Source organism: uncultured Acidovorax sp. (assembly GCF_964021665.1).
GTDB classification, from domain to species: Bacteria; Pseudomonadota; Gammaproteobacteria; order Burkholderiales; family Burkholderiaceae_C; genus Acidovorax; species Acidovorax temperans.
Window position 1 is genome coordinate 1 of the sequence record NZ_CAXIAK010000038.1, and the last position, 16,675, is coordinate 16,675.

The window sequence follows — 16,675 nt, forward strand, 5'->3', positions numbered from 1 at the left end:
CGCGTGTGCGATGGGCGCGTCGTTGGACGCCAGAGAGTTCGTCAGCACCCGCACGCGCACCCCCCGGGCCCGCGCCGCGGCAAACGCCTGCTTCATGTCCGGGCCGGGCACGAAGTAGGGCGAGACGATGAGCAAATCCTTCTTGGCCTGGCCCATCAGCTGCAGCAAGCCGTCCACCACCGTGTCCTGCTGCGGGTCTGTGGGGCCCAGTTCTGGTGTGTTCTTGGGGGTTGGCAGCGCTGCGCGTGGTGCGGGCGTGGGTTGCTCGCCGCCTTCGGCGGCAATTTTCGCGGGGTGGTCCACCAGCACGGAGGCAGGGGCCCAGGTCCAAGGCGCAGCCTTCAGGTCCATGGGCTCCTGGTTCCAGATGCGGGCTTGCTGCTCGGGTGTCGTTTTTCGCTCGGCTTCTGTGGGGGCTGCGGGTGCGGCACCCTCGGCAGGTGTGTCGTCGCTGTCCCCATCCCCTTGGGTGGCCTTGCGCACGCTGGCTTGCATCTCCAGCAGCTGATGGCGTGAGATCAGCGACTGCACCGGGTAGGCCCGTGGGTTGTTCCAGTAGGCATCGAACGTTTGGGAAAGCTCTTGCACCACGGGCCCGGCCGCCAGCACATCCAGGTCCACAAAATTGCCCGCGTCATCGTTGCCAAAGTAGGCGTTGCCCAGGTTCCGACCGCCCGCAATGCCCAAGGCGTTGTCGGCAATGAACAGCTTGTTGTGCATGCGTTGCTGCACCCGCGAGAAGTCGCCCACCAGGCTGAAAATGCGCCCCAGCTGCGAATTGCGTGCACCCGTCAGCGGGTTGAACATGCGCATTTCCACATTGGGCACAAAGGCCAGCCGCATCACCTGCGCGTCTCGCCCGGTGCTGTGCAGGTCGTCCAGCAGCACGCGCACCCGCACACCACGTTCTGCGGCGGCCACCACGCTTTGCAGCAGCCGCTGCGTGCTCACGTCGGCATGGATGGCGTAGTACTGCAAGTCCAGCGTTTTCTGTGCAGATTCCACCAACGCCAGCCGGCTGCTGTAGGCCGCTTGCGCGCCGCTGAGCAGAACGAACCCCGAAGGGTGGCGAGCTTTGGCGGCAGCCTTTTGCTCCTGCACCATGCTGGCCAGCACCGTGCCAGAAGGGTCGGCCAGCGCGCGGCTTACGGGGCGATCAACGTTCTCTGGCAAACCCGCGCAGCCCGTGAGTGCCATGCCAATGCCCATCGCGATCAGCAGCGAAAAAATCGCGAGGGACCGGAATCTCGCTGGGCGCTGAGTGAAGAGCTGAGCAGGGGCGGGGGCAGGGTGCATGGTGTGGGGTGAAACCGCGGTGAAGCCGCGCCCCACTGTAGCGTGCCGCACCGCTGGGCATGTGTCGGACAACGCCCCGGCTCAACAGCTTGGAGTCTGGGTCTTGGCCGGTGGTTTGAGGGGTGCGTGGCTTGTTGGCCGCTTGGTGCGCGGACTGCGCAGGCACGGCGGAAGCCCGCCGCAGCAAGAAGCAGAGGCCTTGCTCGGGCCATACTGCTCACTCACGAGCTGTAGAAAGATATCAAAGAAAAGCGGGTCTGGCGCTTATTCCGTAAGCGCTACCAGCTATATTTTTAATAGCGTTGATCGCGTAGGTGGGAAATGCGGTCCAACGCTACAGCTTGTGGTTGGCATGGACTGGAGCGGATCAGCCACAGGTTGTAGAGGGGTGCCGCAGGGCCCTGCCAAGCTGCGGCCAAACCGTTGGTGGAAGCGTTACCGTACCGCCGCAGGTGCAGTCACCATGCGCTCCACATAGCGCGCAATCAGGTCGATTTCCAGGTTCACACGGCTGCCCGCCTTCAGCGTGCCCAGCGCCGTGTTTTCCACCGTGTGCGGAATCAGGTTGATGCTGACCTCACAGCCATCGGCAGAATCGGCAATGCGATTCACCGTCAAGCTCACGCCGTTCACCGTGATCGACCCTTTGTAGGCCAGATAACGCCCCAAATCACGGGGCGCCATGATGCGCAACTCCCAGCTTTCGCCCACCTGGGCAAAGTGCGTCACCTGGCCTAGCCCATCCACATGGCCCGACACCAGATGCCCCCCCAGGCGGTCGTTGGCACGCAGCGCTTTTTCCATATTGATGGGCCCTGGGGTGTCCAGCCCCGTGGTTTTCAGCAGCGACTCTGCCGAAATATCCACCGTGAACTGCTGGGTGTCAGGCGACAGGGTGGTCACCGTCATGCACGCCCCATTGAGCGCAATGCTGTCCCCCAGCCCCACATCGTCCAGGTAGCCCTCCGGGGCGCGAATGACAAGGCGCTTGCCGTGTGACGCGGTGTCCCCCAGGGGGGCAACTTCGGTAATGTGGCCTTGGCCGGTAATGATTCCTGTAAACATGGTTTTCAGTCGGGGTACGGTACGAAGGAATGGAAAAGTGATGGCCAGGGTGGACGAATTTGCGCGCCGGTGGCCCGGTAGTGTCAGGCAAGGAAGGCGGGGCTGTCGTCGTGTTGCACCTCAGTGCCTGGAATTGGGGGATATTCCGAGCAGCCTCAAGGCCGTGACAGGGTAGGCTTCGGAATCGGCAAAAACTCGTCTCGCCCCTGCACACGCGCGACGATACGTACATCGGGACCGACTTGCTCCACACTCTTAAAGTCCAGTCGCAGTGCCTGATCCAGCGAGTCCAGCGGCCCAAGATGTGCCATGGGGTGCCCTTCGCCTAGCATGTTGGGTGCTAGGTAGACGAGCATTTCATCAACCAGCCCCTCGCGCACGAAAGAGCCATTGAGCTTGTTGCCAGCCTCCACGTGCAGTTCATTCACTCCCTTGCCGGCCAAGTCAGCCAGCATGGCAGGCAAGTCGACTTTGCCGTGGGCGTTGGGCAGGTGAACGACCACGGCACCCCGGGCCTCGAGAGCACGCTTTCGAGCTTCGAATTTGTCGTCTTTTTTCCCTGCGCAATAGATGTAACGCGCGCGATCAGCTATAAAAAGATGAGCATCAGGAGGCGTTTGGAGTTGGCTGTCGATTACCACCACATGGGGCTGCCGCGGCGTCGGGACTTCGCGTACGTCCAGTCTCGGGTCATCGTCCAGCACCGTGCCAATCCCTGTAAGGATCGCGCATGCGCGCGCTCGCCAGGCGTGCCCGTCTGCGCGTGCAGCGGGAGATGTGATCCATTGGCTCGCTCCATTCGGCAACGCCGTGGTTCCGTCCAATGAGGCCGCCACCTTCATACGCACCCAGGGCGTCTTGCGCACCATCCGGCTGAAGAAGCCAATGTTGAGTTCGAAAGACTCCCGTGCTCCCTCACCCACACATACCTCTACCCCTGCGGCTTGGAGGCGGGCGAAGCCCTGTCCCGAGACAAGGGGATTGGGGTCAGCAATAGAAGCAACCACCTTGCCGATGCCTGCTGCGATCAGGGCATCGCAGCAAGGACCAGTGCGTCCTTGATGTGAGCAGGGCTCCAGCGTAACGTAGGCGATCGCGCCCTCTAAAGCATGACCGCGGGCCTGCGCATCTTGAAGGGCTACGACTTCAGCATGCGGTCCTCCCGCTCGCTGGGTGAACCCTTGGCCCAATATTTCGCCTGTTGGTGAGGTGATGACGCACCCAACCCGAGGGTTGGGATTGGAAAGAAAAAGCGCCTGGGTGGCGAGCCCAAGCGCTTTTTCCATTGATAACACGGCCTTTTCCATAGTGCCGGAGATAGTACCTGCAATGGCCTTGACCGTTCACGATCCTCCCGGCTTCGATGGAGATGTGGCTACTAGAAGGCCCCAGGCCCTCCGCTCTTATTTGCCCCAGCAGTTTTTGTCGTAGCCAGACTCTGACTCCAGCTTGCCGTTAGCGCCTCGAACGCCTGCTTGGGTGATGGTGTAGCTACCGCAACGGTCGCCAGTTTGAGCGCCCTTAGGTGTGGCCGTGAGCGTGTAAGTACGGCCGTCCGCCGAAGCAAGAGAAATGTCATACCGGTTTCCGGGCACCGTTTTCAGCGCCGCAGGAAATGAGGCCGACAGCGGGTACGTTCCCGTAGCGGTTGCAGCCCGTTCAAGCCACTGCTGACCTTGGAGCAATCCGGCACGTGCTTCGGCGCGGTGGCCGCGACGGATGTATTCGCTGTAGCTGGGCAGAGCAATGGCCGAGAGAATTCCGACGATTGCCACCACAATCATCACTTCGATCAAGGTAAAGCCACGCATGGAGTAAGGCTGAGATAAATGCCTCTTTCCAACGCCGTGACTGATGTTGAGCCAGCGTTTACATTGCCAAGAAAGCATGCTGATTTTTTGTATGCGACAAGAGTGCATGTGCAATCCACTTATTTGATTTGGCGCCAGCTTGGTCGTAAAGACTGCTCAGGCATCGCGGCCAAGTTGATCTTCTTATTCTTTGAGTCAATATCGAAGTTTTCGAATTTATCTTTTTTGATGATGTTGTGGGGGCCATTCGACACCTGAAGTCCAGAAACTTGCATATCTGCAGAGGTGTAGAAGCCATCACCGTTTGCATCAACGATCTGTACTGATGGTTTTTTACCATCCATGATGTTGATGAGAGTCAGGTACTGGCGTTCTGCGTCGACTGATGCCGCCTCGCAAGTTTCCACCGTGGAGTCAGCGGAGGTTGCTGTAGAGCCTTTAGCGGGCACTTGTGAGTAGACGGCCAACAAGTTACTGTTGTCGTAAAACTCCATGTTTTTCAGCAACCGCTCTCCGACAGCGGGAAGGTCTAGGAACCAGCCGTTGTAGTTTTTCCATGTGGATGTGCTCAACTCGTCCACTACCTCAATCTTGTTATAGGCCGTGCTGCCGACAGTGACCGACGTCATTTTTTGTTGGGCCAGCTTTGCTGCAGTTACTCCAGTGCCTAACGCTGTCGGTACTGGAATGCAATCGGAACCATTAGGGCAAGAACCCCCACCGGGGTGCACCGCCAATCTGGTGCCCAGCGATGTGCTCACTTCTTTATATCGCGTGTTATCCAGCACAGAGTACAAAGTTTGCACTTCGACATTCTTTGTATCGTCATCTGTAACGTTGCGCCCGGTACCGAATGCCACCATCATGCCACCCACTTTGCGGATGGTTGTTGAACCCCCGGAGGCTACTTCCTTCGAGCGGTCATTTGCCCGTACGGTGGGCGGAGCCGTGATGGGCTGCACCTTGGAGCGCAATGCAGAGCCTAGCGCTGCAGGACCTTGAGCGGTAAACAAAGGGCTACCACTGAATGCGACCTTCCAGTCGCTGGCTACATGGCTTGTGAGATCGAACTTCCACAAATTTCCTAGGTTATCGCCGGCATACACGACATCGACCATATCGTCGCCATTCAGGTCCACCAAGCGCGGAGCCGCCAAGCCATTGTCTTTCGCGTTGCCAGCGCCTGCTACATCCGTCGTCGCAGGAATGCGCAGCAACTCGCGGGAGCCGTCGAGATATTGAATCAGCAATACTGGCCGTTGATTGGTGCTGTTATACCCGTTGCCCATGACTACCGCGAATCGATTGTTGTTGAGGCGGGTAATTTGGGAGGACTGCAATGAGTCGTTCTCATCACGTACTGGCTTTGAAGTGATGTGGCCTATATCTTTGTCCTCATCCACCGTTTTTTCGCACACGGTTTTTTCAGTACCTGTTTTGGTGGCGCAATTCGGGGCCGCTTCGCTTGAGCCGCGTGTGCGGTCCATCAGTACAAGTTTGTTCGCATTGGTTTCTTTGAACGCAGGCCCACTGGCAGAGTCAGTGGCTGTAGGGTTTGACACGTCAAGAACAAAGTACCCTTTGCCTCCCAGCCCAAGTGTGCCGACCAAGAGCGTACGCCAGTTGGGTGAGTACGCATCGAATGCCGCTTGGTTACTTGTGTCCAGCATGCCTCCGTTCACGTCCACGTCGCCCGTCATGGGCGAGCCGTCTACGAAATACCGGTGCTTGTTGTTGTAGGAGGGGTCTGTCAGACGAGGCAGAGACCCAATGACCCCCCGCGGTACGTACGCCAGCGCTTCTTCACCTTTGGCTGCAGTGAAGCCGTGCAGCATCCCGTCGTTGCCGCCTACGTAAATCATTTTTGGACGCGTGGCGTTATCGCGCACATACTTCGCATACCCCTTGAGCAATGAGTCGCCCGAAGGAATGCCTGTGTACCAGACGTCAGAATTAATAATGTCGCCTTGACGGCTCTTGCGCTCACGATAAGGCTTTGCCGTCGTGTAGCCCGATGCGTCCGAGCCTTCAAGACTACGGTCGCCCCTAATGTAGTCCAAACGCTCAGAACCCTTTGTGTCGCTCTCTACGGTGTTGGAAATATTGGTTTTTAAGAGAGTCTTTTGCGCCGTGCTCAGGTAGGTCTGATCGGTGGCCCATTTGAACGAAACGCCTCCCTTATCTGCAGTTCCACTCCACTCGTCGCTCCAGCTTAAAACGAGTCGTTCTGTTTTGGCTTGGGTATCTGTGAGGGCGTCCAGTCGATCGGCCGTAGTTTTGCCTTCCCAGCCAGGGTCGCTCACGGTAGTCCCGTCAGGCTTGACCTTTTCAGCAGTGATGGATCCTTTCCAAGATTTCTCAGGTTCATAACTCGCAGTATATTTACCCACGTCATTGCGCGAGACATTGGAGCCACTGGTAGCGCTGGAGCTGAGATCTGGAGCAGTTTGGGTATTAATTTGACCAAAAATCTCCCTGAAGGCCTTTTCCAGATCCTCGCCCTTGGTTACTGCATAAAAACGACCTCGGCCATTGAGTGCAGCGTGCCACAAATCCAATGAGCGTTTGTCTTCATTATCCATCGCGGGCCACTTTTTTGTACCCGTCACAAAATCTGTAAAACTGCCGTTATAACCAAATGGGACTTTATCAGTTGGCGCAAAGATGGTAGGGGCCCCTGGCCAAGTGGATGCCGAATTGCTGAACCCAATGGTGTACGTGACCATATGTGGCCAGGTTGCTGGGTTGTATCGAGGATTCCAATATCGCTCTAATACCGCATCTTTGTTAGCGCTGTCTTTGCCAAAATTTTCGGTCGCAGGTGCTTTCCGATAATCTGCAGCGGGTTCTAATTTGCCGGTCATGCCTGAGGTTTGCATTGGAACGGCCCAGCTGTAGAAGGCCCAGTCTGCCAGGGTGGTATTGGTGGAGTCGTCTCGGTAAAGGGTAGTCTTCGCGAGCTCGGTAGCAGTATCACCACCGTAAACAGTGCCGTCAGGCAACGAGAGTTTTGTGGCGTTATCACGCTTGTTGTTGTCAGGCACCGCATGAGCGGTCCCGTTCCAGCGCCCATCCGTCATCATGATGTGGTATGTGCGACGACAACCTAAGTAGGGTGCTCCTGTGTTACCAGGATCGCTTGCCCAGGCGCTGCTAACACCCAGAGGTCGGCGCATATATTCGTCAGCCTGTTTAAATACGGTGTGGGCCGGGGTTCCATTGACCGGCTTGAGGCTGTTGACAAAAGTGATGAAGTTGTTGCGATGGGTGGTAGCTAGCGGCCGCATGGAATTTGTCTTCATGGTCGAGCTATCGACGCTGGCAGCGTCCGGTGCTCCACCGTTGTTCCACATGACTTGCCATGCCAGCCGTATTTTTTTATCGGGCAAGAGCGTAGTGTCGCGAAAAATGCCTCCAGTGCCACCACTGCCAACAAGTGCATGCTTGAGCACGTTAATGCGTTTTGCGCTACCTGGCCAAGTGCCATCGGCATTGGGTTCCGTTTGATTGTTAGAGGTCGAAGCTTCGCTGTCGACACGGAAAGCCATACTTCCAGAATCGTCGACTGAAATAATCACATTGGGCGCGACGTAAGGCTCAACAGTGCCCGGTGGCGCGGTTGACAGATCGAGTGACCATGCTGAAGTTGAGGCAAGAGTGGCGCTCACCGCAAGGGCAATAAGATGTTTTTTGAAATGTGGGGCAATGGTGCGGTGCATTACTTGCTCCTGAGAATATTTGGAAATATATGCACTAGAGTGCGAAATATGAGTTCATTAATCCTTGAGGACTTGGCGTACATACGTCTGCTGAAGTACTGCCGTAGTCACTGGATTATTTAAGCTGTCCCTTTTTCTCCCAAAGGCTACGGCTGTTATGCGGTAGGCTACATTGGGGGAGAGATTAAGGGAGAGTAGGTCGGTTGTTTTTGCTGTGACCGGCTTGACAATAACTCCTGATGAACTGCTGCTCTGGTCGTAAGGCAAAATTTCAATCCAGTACCATCCACCCTGATTGGCTGGAGTCGCGTTATCCCACATTAAAATGGGGTTTGCTGGGCTGGAGGTTGAGCCTGGAACGGCGCCGGTATACTGTCCGTATCGCGCTCCCACCGTGGCTTGTGTCATTTTTTCCAGCGTTACCTCGCCTGCCACCAGATTGGCGGGTGCAGGGCTTGTGGTGCTCGTATAGTTCCAAAAGTCTTGCCGGCCTGTGCGTTTTGTGCATAAACCTCTCAGGCACTTGGTTTCTTGTTGGTCTAGAATGGTTAATAAAGGCGTGACTTCTTGCGTTTCTAAAGGAATTTGGGGCGCTCCACCTTGTTTTTCTCTGCAAGTGGCTGCCGAGCATGCGGTCCCATCAGGATTTTCTCCGCGAATGTCCAGTTCCGCATCTTGGATAAGTGCCTGTGCTGCTTCGAAGGCACGCTGGTAATCTACGTCATTACCAACTAGCATTTCGTTAAATAGCGAGGTGCGAGATGCCCATAGTGCTAACAACATCGAAAGCATTACAAAAATGATTACAACGAAAAGCGCAACGCCCTGTTGTTTGATGGTGCTGCTGGTATTTGAGATTTTTCTTCGCATGGTCAACGATCAATCTTTGCTCACAGAACCGAGCCGATGAGGCCTTGACTGCGCAATTGGAAGACATTGCGATATGTGATGTGACTGCGCGAAGCCCGATCACTTGGTAAGGTAGTCATGTCTACTGCCACTCCTCCGCAATTCTTGTATGTGCTGCCCGCTGGCATGCTGATACGTTCGGTGCCGTAGAGCTCAATGCATACTTCCACGGCTTGAACTTGCGCCCAGTTGGTGACATCCGCCGCAGATACCAAGCGTATTTTGGGCAAGCCAATAGCAGCGTTATCTTGAAGACGATACCGAACAATGAAATTGGCGACGTTTTGCACCACTGGTTGAGCCGCCGCACCATTTCCGCTGCACATCAGTTGGGAACCGCTCAAGCTAAAAACGTTTTCCACCCGTTCATCGAGATTTGTATCGCTAGGCCCGCCCACGCAGTTTCGAACGAGTGTTTGTGCACTGGCGCTGGTAAATACAGGTTCAGCGTAGCGGCGGTATCCGGTAGTAATTGAGGGAGGAGTTTCCGTGCCGCTGATCGTATCGGTTTGGGGGGTGAAGCCTTTCGCTGTGCCCGACGCGGGAGTAATGGCCTCGAAGGCGACAGGGGACAGGTAACGAGATTCGATAGCTGTAGTGCCCGGTTCCAAGTTGAGGCGCAAAGAGCCTGCCTGTCGAAGTTGGGTGCCAATCACTCGCATTGCGTAGGCAGCTTGTTGGTGCATGCTGCTGGCGTCGCTTACAGTGCCTGTCACGCCTCTAGAAACCATGAGTGCCCCCATGGCGACACCGATCACAACGAGGCCGATTGCCAGCCCTACTAACAGCTCTACTAAGGTGACACCACGCTCGGCATGATTTTCAGTCAATCCTTTGATTCTGAAAGACGGCGCGGAGATTGCGCTTGGGTGTTCAATCGATTTACTGTAATCGGTAGATATATTACCCAAGGCGCATTTTTGTTTTTTTATTCGCGCAACGTTAGGAAGGGACGAAACGTGCATTTTAAGATCCTGGGCAGTAATAGGTGGCGGTAGCCCCTCCGGGGGTATAGGGGGCACAGCGGGCTGCGACGGGAATGTATTGAAGATGACAAGTTGCCCCTGAAGGACATTGATTGGTCGCGGCATCCGTACCACCTCCAGTTACCAAATTTCCGGAGCCGTCGCGTATTTTCGTGGCGTCAATTGCGTCTTTGTAAGATGAGGCGGTATCACGCTCGTTTTCGCGCCAAGCGATCATTACGCCCAATTGACGCCGTTGACCTGCGGTAGCCCCACTTTCTGCGGGAGGGGTAAAAATACTGGCTTGGCCTAAAGGTAGTGTGTCTTTAACGATATTTTTCCAAGTGGCCAGTTCATATGCTGACAGTTGTGCATTGGTGCATCCTCCACTGCAGTCCGGTGCGGTGGGCAAATCGCTAAATCCTGATGTGTAATTGCCAATTTCGGCCAACGAGTTAGGACTAACTTTCAGGCGTTCACTGAAGTCCTCAATGAGTCTGATGGCTTGAGAGCGCCTCATTGTGGTGGATGTGTCAGTGAGCGTTCGCATTTGGACTCCGAGAATTCCGAGAATGCCAAGAGCCGTAACGACCAAAGCCACCAGCGATTCAATAAGGGTAATACCTTGCTGGGAGCGCATATGCATTTGTTTGGCTTTTAGTTGGTGCATGGAATATCCACTGACTTAACTGTTCTGATGCGGCCTGCAGAACTCATGCAAAGACCGCGGGCGGCGGGATCACTGGTAGATTTGTCAAGAGGTACGATGTTGAATCCTATATAGGTGCCTTCAATCGTCCCCCATCGGCTGAGTTGTATGCTGACGCCTCCTCCAGTGCGCGTTACCATGACATTTGACGGAGGGGCAAAGCGTTGCAAAACTTCCTCTCCGCTATTCAGCGTTCCGTTTCTATTGGTATCCACGAAGACGTACCAACCACAATCCCAGTCAGCGTTGGCGGTAGCTAAATTGCAGCCATTGGTGCCGGTGGGCTCCTTGCGGATCACCACGTTACCTCCGCGTTTAATCGCTTCGGAGCGGGCGAAATACAAGGTGGACTGAAGACCATCTACAGCCTGCATAACTCGCCAGCGTTCAATCAGCGGAGTGAAGCTCGGTGCAGCCAGAGCGGTCAGGATCGCCAAGATGGCAACTACAACCATCAATTCGATCGCCGTGAAGCCGAGTGGCTGTGGCCGCCAAGCAGTTGGTCGGCGTAAATTACTGCCAGCCTTGAGGGATTGGAGAGATTGCATGATTTGAATGTCATACAAATCGCAATAAATGGCCAACTGCGTCAGATGGATGGTGCTTGATGCGCGATCAGTGGCGCGGTTGGTCTGTGCACGGGGTGTGGTAATGCTGGGAATTGACGGGTTATGTGCATGAGCTGGGTCAGGTGGTCTCTCGCAAGCGCGGTCGAGAGGTCGGACGGGCATTCCGTCAGCGTGTATAGCCTCGACAGGCTCCAGCATTTGGTAGGCCCCTGCATTCCCGTAATAGCCTTCGATCACGTTGGGCGGGTGTTTCCCCGGAGTTGTTCTGTTGGTTGGTGATCTTCACTCCTCCCTTTCTGGCGGGTGCTTTAGCCTCTTCCTGTGTCTTCGTTGTTGCGGCATGTCCTGTGGCTAACACCGCCAGAAGGCCAAAAAATACGCTGAGAACGGTGAATTTGTGCTGCATGGATACCTTTGAAGATGGCGATGAATCATGGGCCTGGTGACAGGCTGAGGCGTGTGGAATCGGAAGGACGATAGCCATGCAATCTCCTCCAGGCAAGCCGAGAACGTCAATTCAAAGCACTGGGCTATAATGGCGGAGTACCGCGCAGTGTGGTACGCACGCCGAAAATCATTCCAGTTTTCGGCGCAAGTAAACAGGCTTCACTCTCGAAGCTCACAAAGGAAAATCATGATCGCATCCTCCATCAAGGCCGAAGTTGTCAAGGCCAACGCCCGCGCTGCCAACGACACTGGTAGCCCAGAAGTGCAAGTCGCTTTGCTGACTGCACGCATCAACGAATTGACTCCTCACTTCAAGACCCACGCCAAAGACCACCACGGTCGGCGTGGCTTGCTGCGTATGGTCAGCCGTCGTCGCAAGCTGCTGGACTACCTCAAGGCCAAGGACGCTGACCGTTACACCGCGCTGATCGCCAAGTTGGGTCTGCGCAAGTAATCGTTATTGCATGCAAAAACGCCTGGGTTAGCTCGCTAGCTCAGGCGTTTTTTACTTCGGAGTGGCAAAACAGAGCGAAGCTGTGTCATTCCAACGAGATTGCATTTGCTGCCAATAGGGCAGTCTCGCTGGAATGGCATCGTGTTCTGAATTCCGCTCCAGACCAAGCTGGTAAAGTGCTACCAGCTATTAAATTAGGAGCTAACAATGAGCATTTTCAACAAAGTCACGAAGTCTTTCCAGTGGGGCGACAAGACCGTCATCATGGAAACGGGCGAGATCGCCCGCCAGGCCTCCGGCGCCGTGCTGGTGAATATTGACGACACCGTGGTGCTGGCCACCGTGGTGGCTTCCAAGTCCGCCAAGCCTGGCCAGGACTTTTTCCCGCTGACGGTGGACTACATCGAGAAGACGTACGCCGCTGGCAAGATCCCCGGTAGCTTCTTCAAGCGCGAAGCCAAGCCCAGCGAACACGAAACCCTGACCAGCCGCCTGATCGACCGCCCGATCCGCCCGCTGTTCCCCGAAGGCTTCTTCAATGAAGTGCATGTGGTCGTCCACACGATCTCGTTGAACCCCGAAGTGGACGCTGACATTGCTGCCTTGATCGCTACCAGTGCAGCCTTGGCCATTTCTGGCATTCCGTTCAACGGCCCCATCGGTGCTGCCCGCGTGGGTTACATCAATGGCGAATACGTGCTCAACCCCGGCCAGACTGCGCGCAAGAACTCGCAGATGGATCTGGTGGTGGCGGGCACCGAAGCCGCTGTGCTGATGGTGGAGTCCGAAGCCCAGCAACTGTCCGAAGAAATCATGCTGGGCGCTGTGGTGTTCGGTCATGAGCAAGGCAACGTGGCCATCAACGCCATCCACGAACTGGTGCGCGACGCGGGCAAGCCCGTGTGGCAGTGGGAAGCACCCGCCAAGGACGAAGCCCTGATCGCCAAGGTGGTCGCACTGGCCGACGACAAGCTGCGCGCTGCCTACCAGATCCGCAACAAGCAAGCCCGCACCCAAGCGTGCCGCGAAGCCTACGCTGCCGTGATGGCTGGCCTCAAGGCCGACGGCGTGGAGTTCGACTCTGTCAAGGTCGAAGGCATGCTGTTCGACATCGAAGCAGGCATCGTGCGCAGCCAGATCCTGGCAGGTGAGCCCCGTATCGACGGCCGCGACACCCGCACCGTGCGCCCCATCGAAATCCGCAACAGCGTGCTGCCCCGCGCCCATGGCTCAGCCCTGTTCACGCGTGGCGAAACCCAGGCGCTGGTCGTGACCACGCTGGGCACCGAGCGTGATGCACAGCGCATCGACGCGCTGGCTGGCGAGTACGAAGACCGCTTCATGATGCACTACAACATGCCTCCCTTCGCTACCGGCGAAGTGGGCCGCATGGGTTCGACCAAGCGCCGCGAAATCGGCCACGGCCGTCTGGCCAAGCGTGCTCTGGTGGCTGTGCTGCCAACCAAGGAAGAGTTCCCCTACACCATGCGTGTGGTGTCGGAAATCACCGAGTCCAATGGCTCCTCGTCGATGGCTTCGGTGTGCGGCGGCTGCCTGTCGCTGATGGATGCCGGCGTGCCGATGAAGGCGCATGTGGCGGGTATTGCCATGGGCCTGATCAAGGACGGCAACCGCTTTGCTGTGCTGACCGATATCTTGGGTGACGAAGATCACCTGGGCGACATGGACTTCAAGGTGGCAGGTACCACAGGTGGTATCACGGCCCTGCAGATGGACATCAAGATCCAGGGCATCACCAAAGAAATCATGCAGGTAGCACTGGCGCAGGCCAAGGAAGCGCGCATGCACATCCTGGGCAAGATGCAAGAGGCCATGGGTGAAGCCAAGACCGAAGTGTCGAACTTCGCGCCCAAGCTCTACACCATGAAGATCAACCCCGAGAAGATCCGTGACGTGATCGGCAAGGGCGGCGCCGTGATTCGTGCGCTGACCGAAGAAACCGGTTGCCAGATCAATATCGAGGAAGACGGCACTATCACCATCGCTGCGACCGAGGCCGCCAAGGCTGACGAAGCCAAGCGCCGCATCGAGCAGATCACGGCCGAGGTGGAAATTGGCAAGGTGTATGAAGGTCCTGTGACCAAGATCCTGGACTTTGGCGCGCTGATCAACCTGCTGCCCGGCAAGGACGGTCTGCTGCACATCAGCCAGATCGCCCACGAGCGCGTCGAGAAGGTGTCGGACTACTTGGCAGAAGGCCAGGTCGTCAAGGTCAAGGTCATGGAAACCGACGAAAAGGGTCGTATCAAACTGTCGATGAAGGCGCTGGCAGAGCGTCCTGCTGGTGGTAGCGATCGCCCTGCGCCTGCAGAGCGCGGCGAGCGTGAGCCACGCCATAGCCGAGAAGGTGGTCGCCAGTCGGCTGACCAGCAACAGCAGCAACAGCAGCAACAGCAATAAGGTCCGGCGGGTCTGCCGGCCCGCTAGTGGATTAAATTGCTATTGAATTTGTAGCTGCCAGCGCTTTATCCACAAGCGCTGGCAGCTTAAATTGCTTTAAAGAGCTGAGACTTATGACCGAACGTTTGATGCGTGCTGTGGAGATTTCGTCCTTCGGTGCGCCCGACGTGCTCCGCCTCGGGCAGCGGCCTGTGCCCCAGCCGGGTGTGGGTGAACTGTTGATCCGTGTGGCGGCGAGCGGAATCAACAGGCCTGACGTATTGCAGCGCGCGGGGCACTATGCTCCACCGCCGGGTGCGTCTGACTTGCCTGGCCTGGAGGTTGCTGGCGTGATTGAGGCTGGCGACACACAGGCCATGGCGTCTGCAGGTTTGAAGGTGGGCGACCGGGTCTGCGCCTTGGTGGCTGGCGGTGGGTATGCGCAGTGGTGTGTCGCGCCCGTCGGGCAGTGCCTGCCGGTTCCTGCGGGGCTGAATGACATCGAAGCGGCTTCTCTGCCGGAAACATTCTTCACCGTGTGGAGCAATGTCTTCGATCGGGGGCGTCTGCAAGCGGGTGAGTTTCTCCTGGTGCAAGGCGGCAGCAGCGGGATCGGTGTGACTGCCATCCAACTGGCCCGTGCGTGGGGTGCCACTGTGATTGCTACGGCGGGCAGCGACGAAAAATGCGCAGCGTGCATTGAGCTGGGTGCCTCGCATGCCATCAACTACAAGACACAGGACTTTGTGGCAGAAGTCCAGCGAATCACCAATGGGCGTGGCGTGGATGTGGTGCTGGACATGGTTGCCGGTGACTATGTGGCACGTGAGGTGGAGTGCCTCGCTGAAGATGGGCGGCTGGTCATCATTGCCGTGCAGGGCGGGGTGAAGAGCTCTTTCAATGCAGGGCTTGTGCTGCGCCGCCGGCTCACCATCACGGGCTCTACCCTGCGACCCAGGTCTGTAGAGTTCAAGGCCGCCATAGCGCAGTCTCTCCGTTCCCGGGTCTGGCCGCTCATTGAGCAGGGTAAGGTTCGTCCTGTCATCTACCAGACCTTTGATGCGGGTGATGCTGCGGCTGCTCATGCATTGATGGAATCCAATCAACACACTGGCAAGATTGTTTTGACGTGGTAAACATGAAAAAGAAACTGATCGCAGGCAACTGGAAGATGAATGGCAGCCTTGCTGCCAATGAAGCTCTGCTCAAGGGGCTCCTTGCGGGGCTTGGAACGCCTGCTTGCGATGTGGCCGTGGCGGTGCCTTCGCCCTATTTGGCGCAAGTCCAGGGGTTGCTGTCCGGTGCCAGCATCGCATTGGGTGCGCAAGATGTCTCGGCCTTTGCTTCTGGGGCTTATACCGGTGAAGTGTCGGCGGCGATGCTGAAGGATTTCGGCGTTCGTTACGCACTGGTGGGGCACTCTGAGCGTCGTCAGTACCATGGTGAAACGGATGCGGTCGTTGCAGAAAAAGCCCGCCAGGCCTTGGCATCCGGCATCACGCCCATCGTGTGTGTGGGCGAGACTCTGCAAGAGCGTGAGGCTGGTCAGACGGAGTCTGTGGTCAAGCGCCAGCTGGCTGCCGTGATCCATGTGAATGGCCATTGCATCAGCGAAATCGTTGTGGCCTACGAGCCTGTGTGGGCCATTGGCACGGGTCGTACTGCTTCGCCTGAACAGGCGCAACAAGTGCATGCAGTGCTGCGTGCGCAGTTGGCGGCAGCCACTCCTCACGCGGATCGTGTTCGCGTGCTTTACGGCGGCAGCATGAACGCGGCGAATGCTGCCGAATTGCTTGCTCAGCCAGACATTGATGGCGGCCTCGTGGGAGGCGCCTCGTTGAAGGCGGAAGATTTTCTCAAGATCATCGCTGCAGCCCAATGAGCTGAGCGCTAATAGCTATTAATTTAGGAGTGAACATGAGTGTTTTGGTGAACGTGATCCTGGCTGTGCAAATCTTGGCTGCCTTGGGAATGATCGGTTTGATTCTGGTGCAGCACGGCAAGGGGGCAGACATGGGTGCTGCGTTCGGTAGCGGCTCGTCCGGCAGCTTGTTTGGTGCCAGCGGAAGCGCCAACTTCCTTTCCCGTACTACCGCCGTGCTGGCGGCCGTGTTTTTCATCACGACGCTGGCGCTGGCCTACTTTGGCAATTCGCGCCCGGCCAGCTCGGGCAGTGTTCTGGAAACCCCAGCCGCCGTCATCCCTGCCTCCGGAAGTGCTGCTGACGCAGTGCCTGCTGCCCCTGTCGCTCCAGCTTCTGGTGCTGCCCAGATTCCATCTAAATAATCTGCACTAAATTGGCTACCCTGATGCCTATCGAGGGTTTTCCGG

14 protein-coding genes are annotated in these 16,675 nt (G+C 56.9%); 5 read left to right on the top strand and 9 right to left on the bottom strand.

The genetic code is table 11. From position 1 onward, the window contains the following. From AADJ04_RS09965 to AADJ04_RS10005, 9 genes are all read right to left on the bottom strand, one after another. A partial coding sequence (locus AADJ04_RS09965) for a phospholipase D-like domain-containing protein (protein ID WP_341239535.1) occupies positions 1 to 1,209 on the bottom strand: 1,209 nt, incomplete at its 3' end. 522 nt (positions 1,210 to 1,731) lie between these two features. After that, positions 1,732 to 2,361, bottom strand: a complete 630-nt coding sequence (locus AADJ04_RS09970; protein ID WP_341239522.1) for a riboflavin synthase — start codon at positions 2,359 to 2,361, stop codon at positions 1,732 to 1,734. 155 nt (positions 2,362 to 2,516) lie between these two features. Next, positions 2,517 to 3,668, bottom strand: a complete 1,152-nt coding sequence (ribD, locus tag AADJ04_RS09975) for a bifunctional diaminohydroxyphosphoribosylaminopyrimidine deaminase/5-amino-6-(5-phosphoribosylamino)uracil reductase RibD (RefSeq protein ID WP_341239523.1) — start codon at positions 3,666 to 3,668, stop codon at positions 2,517 to 2,519. A gap of 96 nt (positions 3,669 to 3,764) precedes the next feature. Further along, entirely contained in the window at positions 3,765 to 4,172 is a 408-nt protein-coding gene (locus tag AADJ04_RS09980; RefSeq protein WP_341239536.1) for a type IV pilin protein, read from the bottom strand. Positions 4,173 to 4,291: 119 nt separating this feature from the next. Beyond that, entirely contained in the window at positions 4,292 to 7,891 is a 3,600-nt protein-coding gene (locus AADJ04_RS09985; RefSeq protein ID WP_341239524.1) for a PilC/PilY family type IV pilus protein, read from the bottom strand. 57 nt (positions 7,892 to 7,948) lie between these two features. Beyond that, complete coding sequence (locus AADJ04_RS09990) at positions 7,949 to 8,761, bottom strand: PilX N-terminal domain-containing pilus assembly protein (protein WP_341239525.1); 813 nt, start codon at positions 8,759 to 8,761, stop codon at positions 7,949 to 7,951. A 20-nt stretch (positions 8,762 to 8,781) separates the two neighbouring features. Next, positions 8,782 to 9,765 (bottom strand): prepilin-type N-terminal cleavage/methylation domain-containing protein, encoded by a 984-nt coding sequence (locus AADJ04_RS09995; protein ID WP_341239526.1) that lies wholly within the window; start codon positions 9,763 to 9,765, stop codon positions 8,782 to 8,784. 1 nt (position 9,766) lies between these two features. Beyond that, complete coding sequence (pilV, locus tag AADJ04_RS10000; RefSeq protein WP_341239527.1) at positions 9,767 to 10,435, bottom strand: type IV pilus modification protein PilV; 669 nt, start codon at positions 10,433 to 10,435, stop codon at positions 9,767 to 9,769. Continuing rightward, on the bottom strand, positions 10,423 to 11,022 hold the full coding sequence (locus AADJ04_RS10005; RefSeq protein ID WP_341239528.1) for a GspH/FimT family pseudopilin: 600 nt from the start codon (positions 11,020 to 11,022) through the stop codon (positions 10,423 to 10,425). The genes pilV and AADJ04_RS10005 overlap by 13 nt, the downstream gene beginning before the upstream one ends. Positions 11,023 to 11,677: 655 nt before the next feature. Between AADJ04_RS10005 and rpsO the strand changes: the two genes are divergently transcribed. The 5 genes from rpsO to secG all read left to right on the top strand — a co-directional run bounded on the left by rpsO (position 11,678) and on the right by secG (position 16,630). Beyond that, positions 11,678 to 11,944 (top strand): 30S ribosomal protein S15, encoded by a 267-nt coding sequence (gene rpsO / locus AADJ04_RS10010; protein WP_005793232.1) that lies wholly within the window; start codon positions 11,678 to 11,680, stop codon positions 11,942 to 11,944. A 207-nt stretch (positions 11,945 to 12,151) separates the two neighbouring features. Then, positions 12,152 to 14,365 (top strand): polyribonucleotide nucleotidyltransferase, encoded by a 2,214-nt coding sequence (gene pnp, locus AADJ04_RS10015; protein ID WP_341239529.1) that lies wholly within the window; start codon positions 12,152 to 12,154, stop codon positions 14,363 to 14,365. Between the two features lie 128 nt (positions 14,366 to 14,493). After that, the gene (locus tag AADJ04_RS10020; RefSeq protein ID WP_198846251.1) at positions 14,494 to 15,480 is read left to right on the top strand and encodes an NAD(P)H-quinone oxidoreductase; all 987 of its coding nucleotides are present in this window, start codon (positions 14,494 to 14,496) and stop codon (positions 15,478 to 15,480) included. A 2-nt stretch (positions 15,481 to 15,482) separates the two neighbouring features. Next, positions 15,483 to 16,226: a triose-phosphate isomerase gene (tpiA, locus tag AADJ04_RS10025; protein ID WP_198846172.1), complete on the top strand. Its 744-nt coding sequence runs from the start codon at positions 15,483 to 15,485 to the stop codon at positions 16,224 to 16,226. 35 nt (positions 16,227 to 16,261) lie between these two features. Next, complete coding sequence (secG, locus tag AADJ04_RS10030; RefSeq protein ID WP_044401342.1) at positions 16,262 to 16,630, top strand: preprotein translocase subunit SecG; 369 nt, start codon at positions 16,262 to 16,264, stop codon at positions 16,628 to 16,630. The last annotated feature ends 45 nt before the right edge of the window (positions 16,631 to 16,675 follow it).

Excerpts from the sequence above, each read along its gene's own strand:
- pilV (WP_341239527.1), bottom strand. The coding sequence starts at position 10,435 with ATGCACCAACTAAAAGCCAAACAAATGCATATGCGCTCCCAGCAAGGT.
- AADJ04_RS09990 (WP_341239525.1), bottom strand. The coding sequence starts at position 8,761 with ATGCGAAGAAAAATCTCAAATACCAGCAGCACCATCAAACAACAGGGC.
- AADJ04_RS10005 (WP_341239528.1), bottom strand. The coding sequence starts at position 11,022 with ATGCAATCTCTCCAATCCCTCAAGGCTGGCAGTAATTTACGCCGACCA.
- ribD (WP_341239523.1), bottom strand. The coding sequence starts at position 3,668 with ATGGAAAAGGCCGTGTTATCAATGGAAAAAGCGCTTGGGCTCGCCACC.
- AADJ04_RS09995 (WP_341239526.1), bottom strand. The coding sequence starts at position 9,765 with ATGCACGTTTCGTCCCTTCCTAACGTTGCGCGAATAAAAAAACAAAAA.
- tpiA (WP_198846172.1), top strand. The coding sequence starts at position 15,483 with ATGAAAAAGAAACTGATCGCAGGCAACTGGAAGATGAATGGCAGCCTT.
- pnp (WP_341239529.1), top strand. The coding sequence starts at position 12,152 with ATGAGCATTTTCAACAAAGTCACGAAGTCTTTCCAGTGGGGCGACAAG.
- AADJ04_RS09985 (WP_341239524.1), bottom strand. The coding sequence starts at position 7,891 with ATGCACCGCACCATTGCCCCACATTTCAAAAAACATCTTATTGCCCTT.
- AADJ04_RS09980 (WP_341239536.1), bottom strand. The coding sequence starts at position 4,172 with ATGCGTGGCTTTACCTTGATCGAAGTGATGATTGTGGTGGCAATCGTC.
- rpsO (WP_005793232.1), top strand. The coding sequence starts at position 11,678 with ATGATCGCATCCTCCATCAAGGCCGAAGTTGTCAAGGCCAACGCCCGC.
- secG (WP_044401342.1), top strand. The coding sequence starts at position 16,262 with ATGAGTGTTTTGGTGAACGTGATCCTGGCTGTGCAAATCTTGGCTGCC.
- AADJ04_RS09970 (WP_341239522.1), bottom strand. The coding sequence starts at position 2,361 with ATGTTTACAGGAATCATTACCGGCCAAGGCCACATTACCGAAGTTGCC.
- AADJ04_RS10020 (WP_198846251.1), top strand. The coding sequence starts at position 14,494 with ATGCGTGCTGTGGAGATTTCGTCCTTCGGTGCGCCCGACGTGCTCCGC.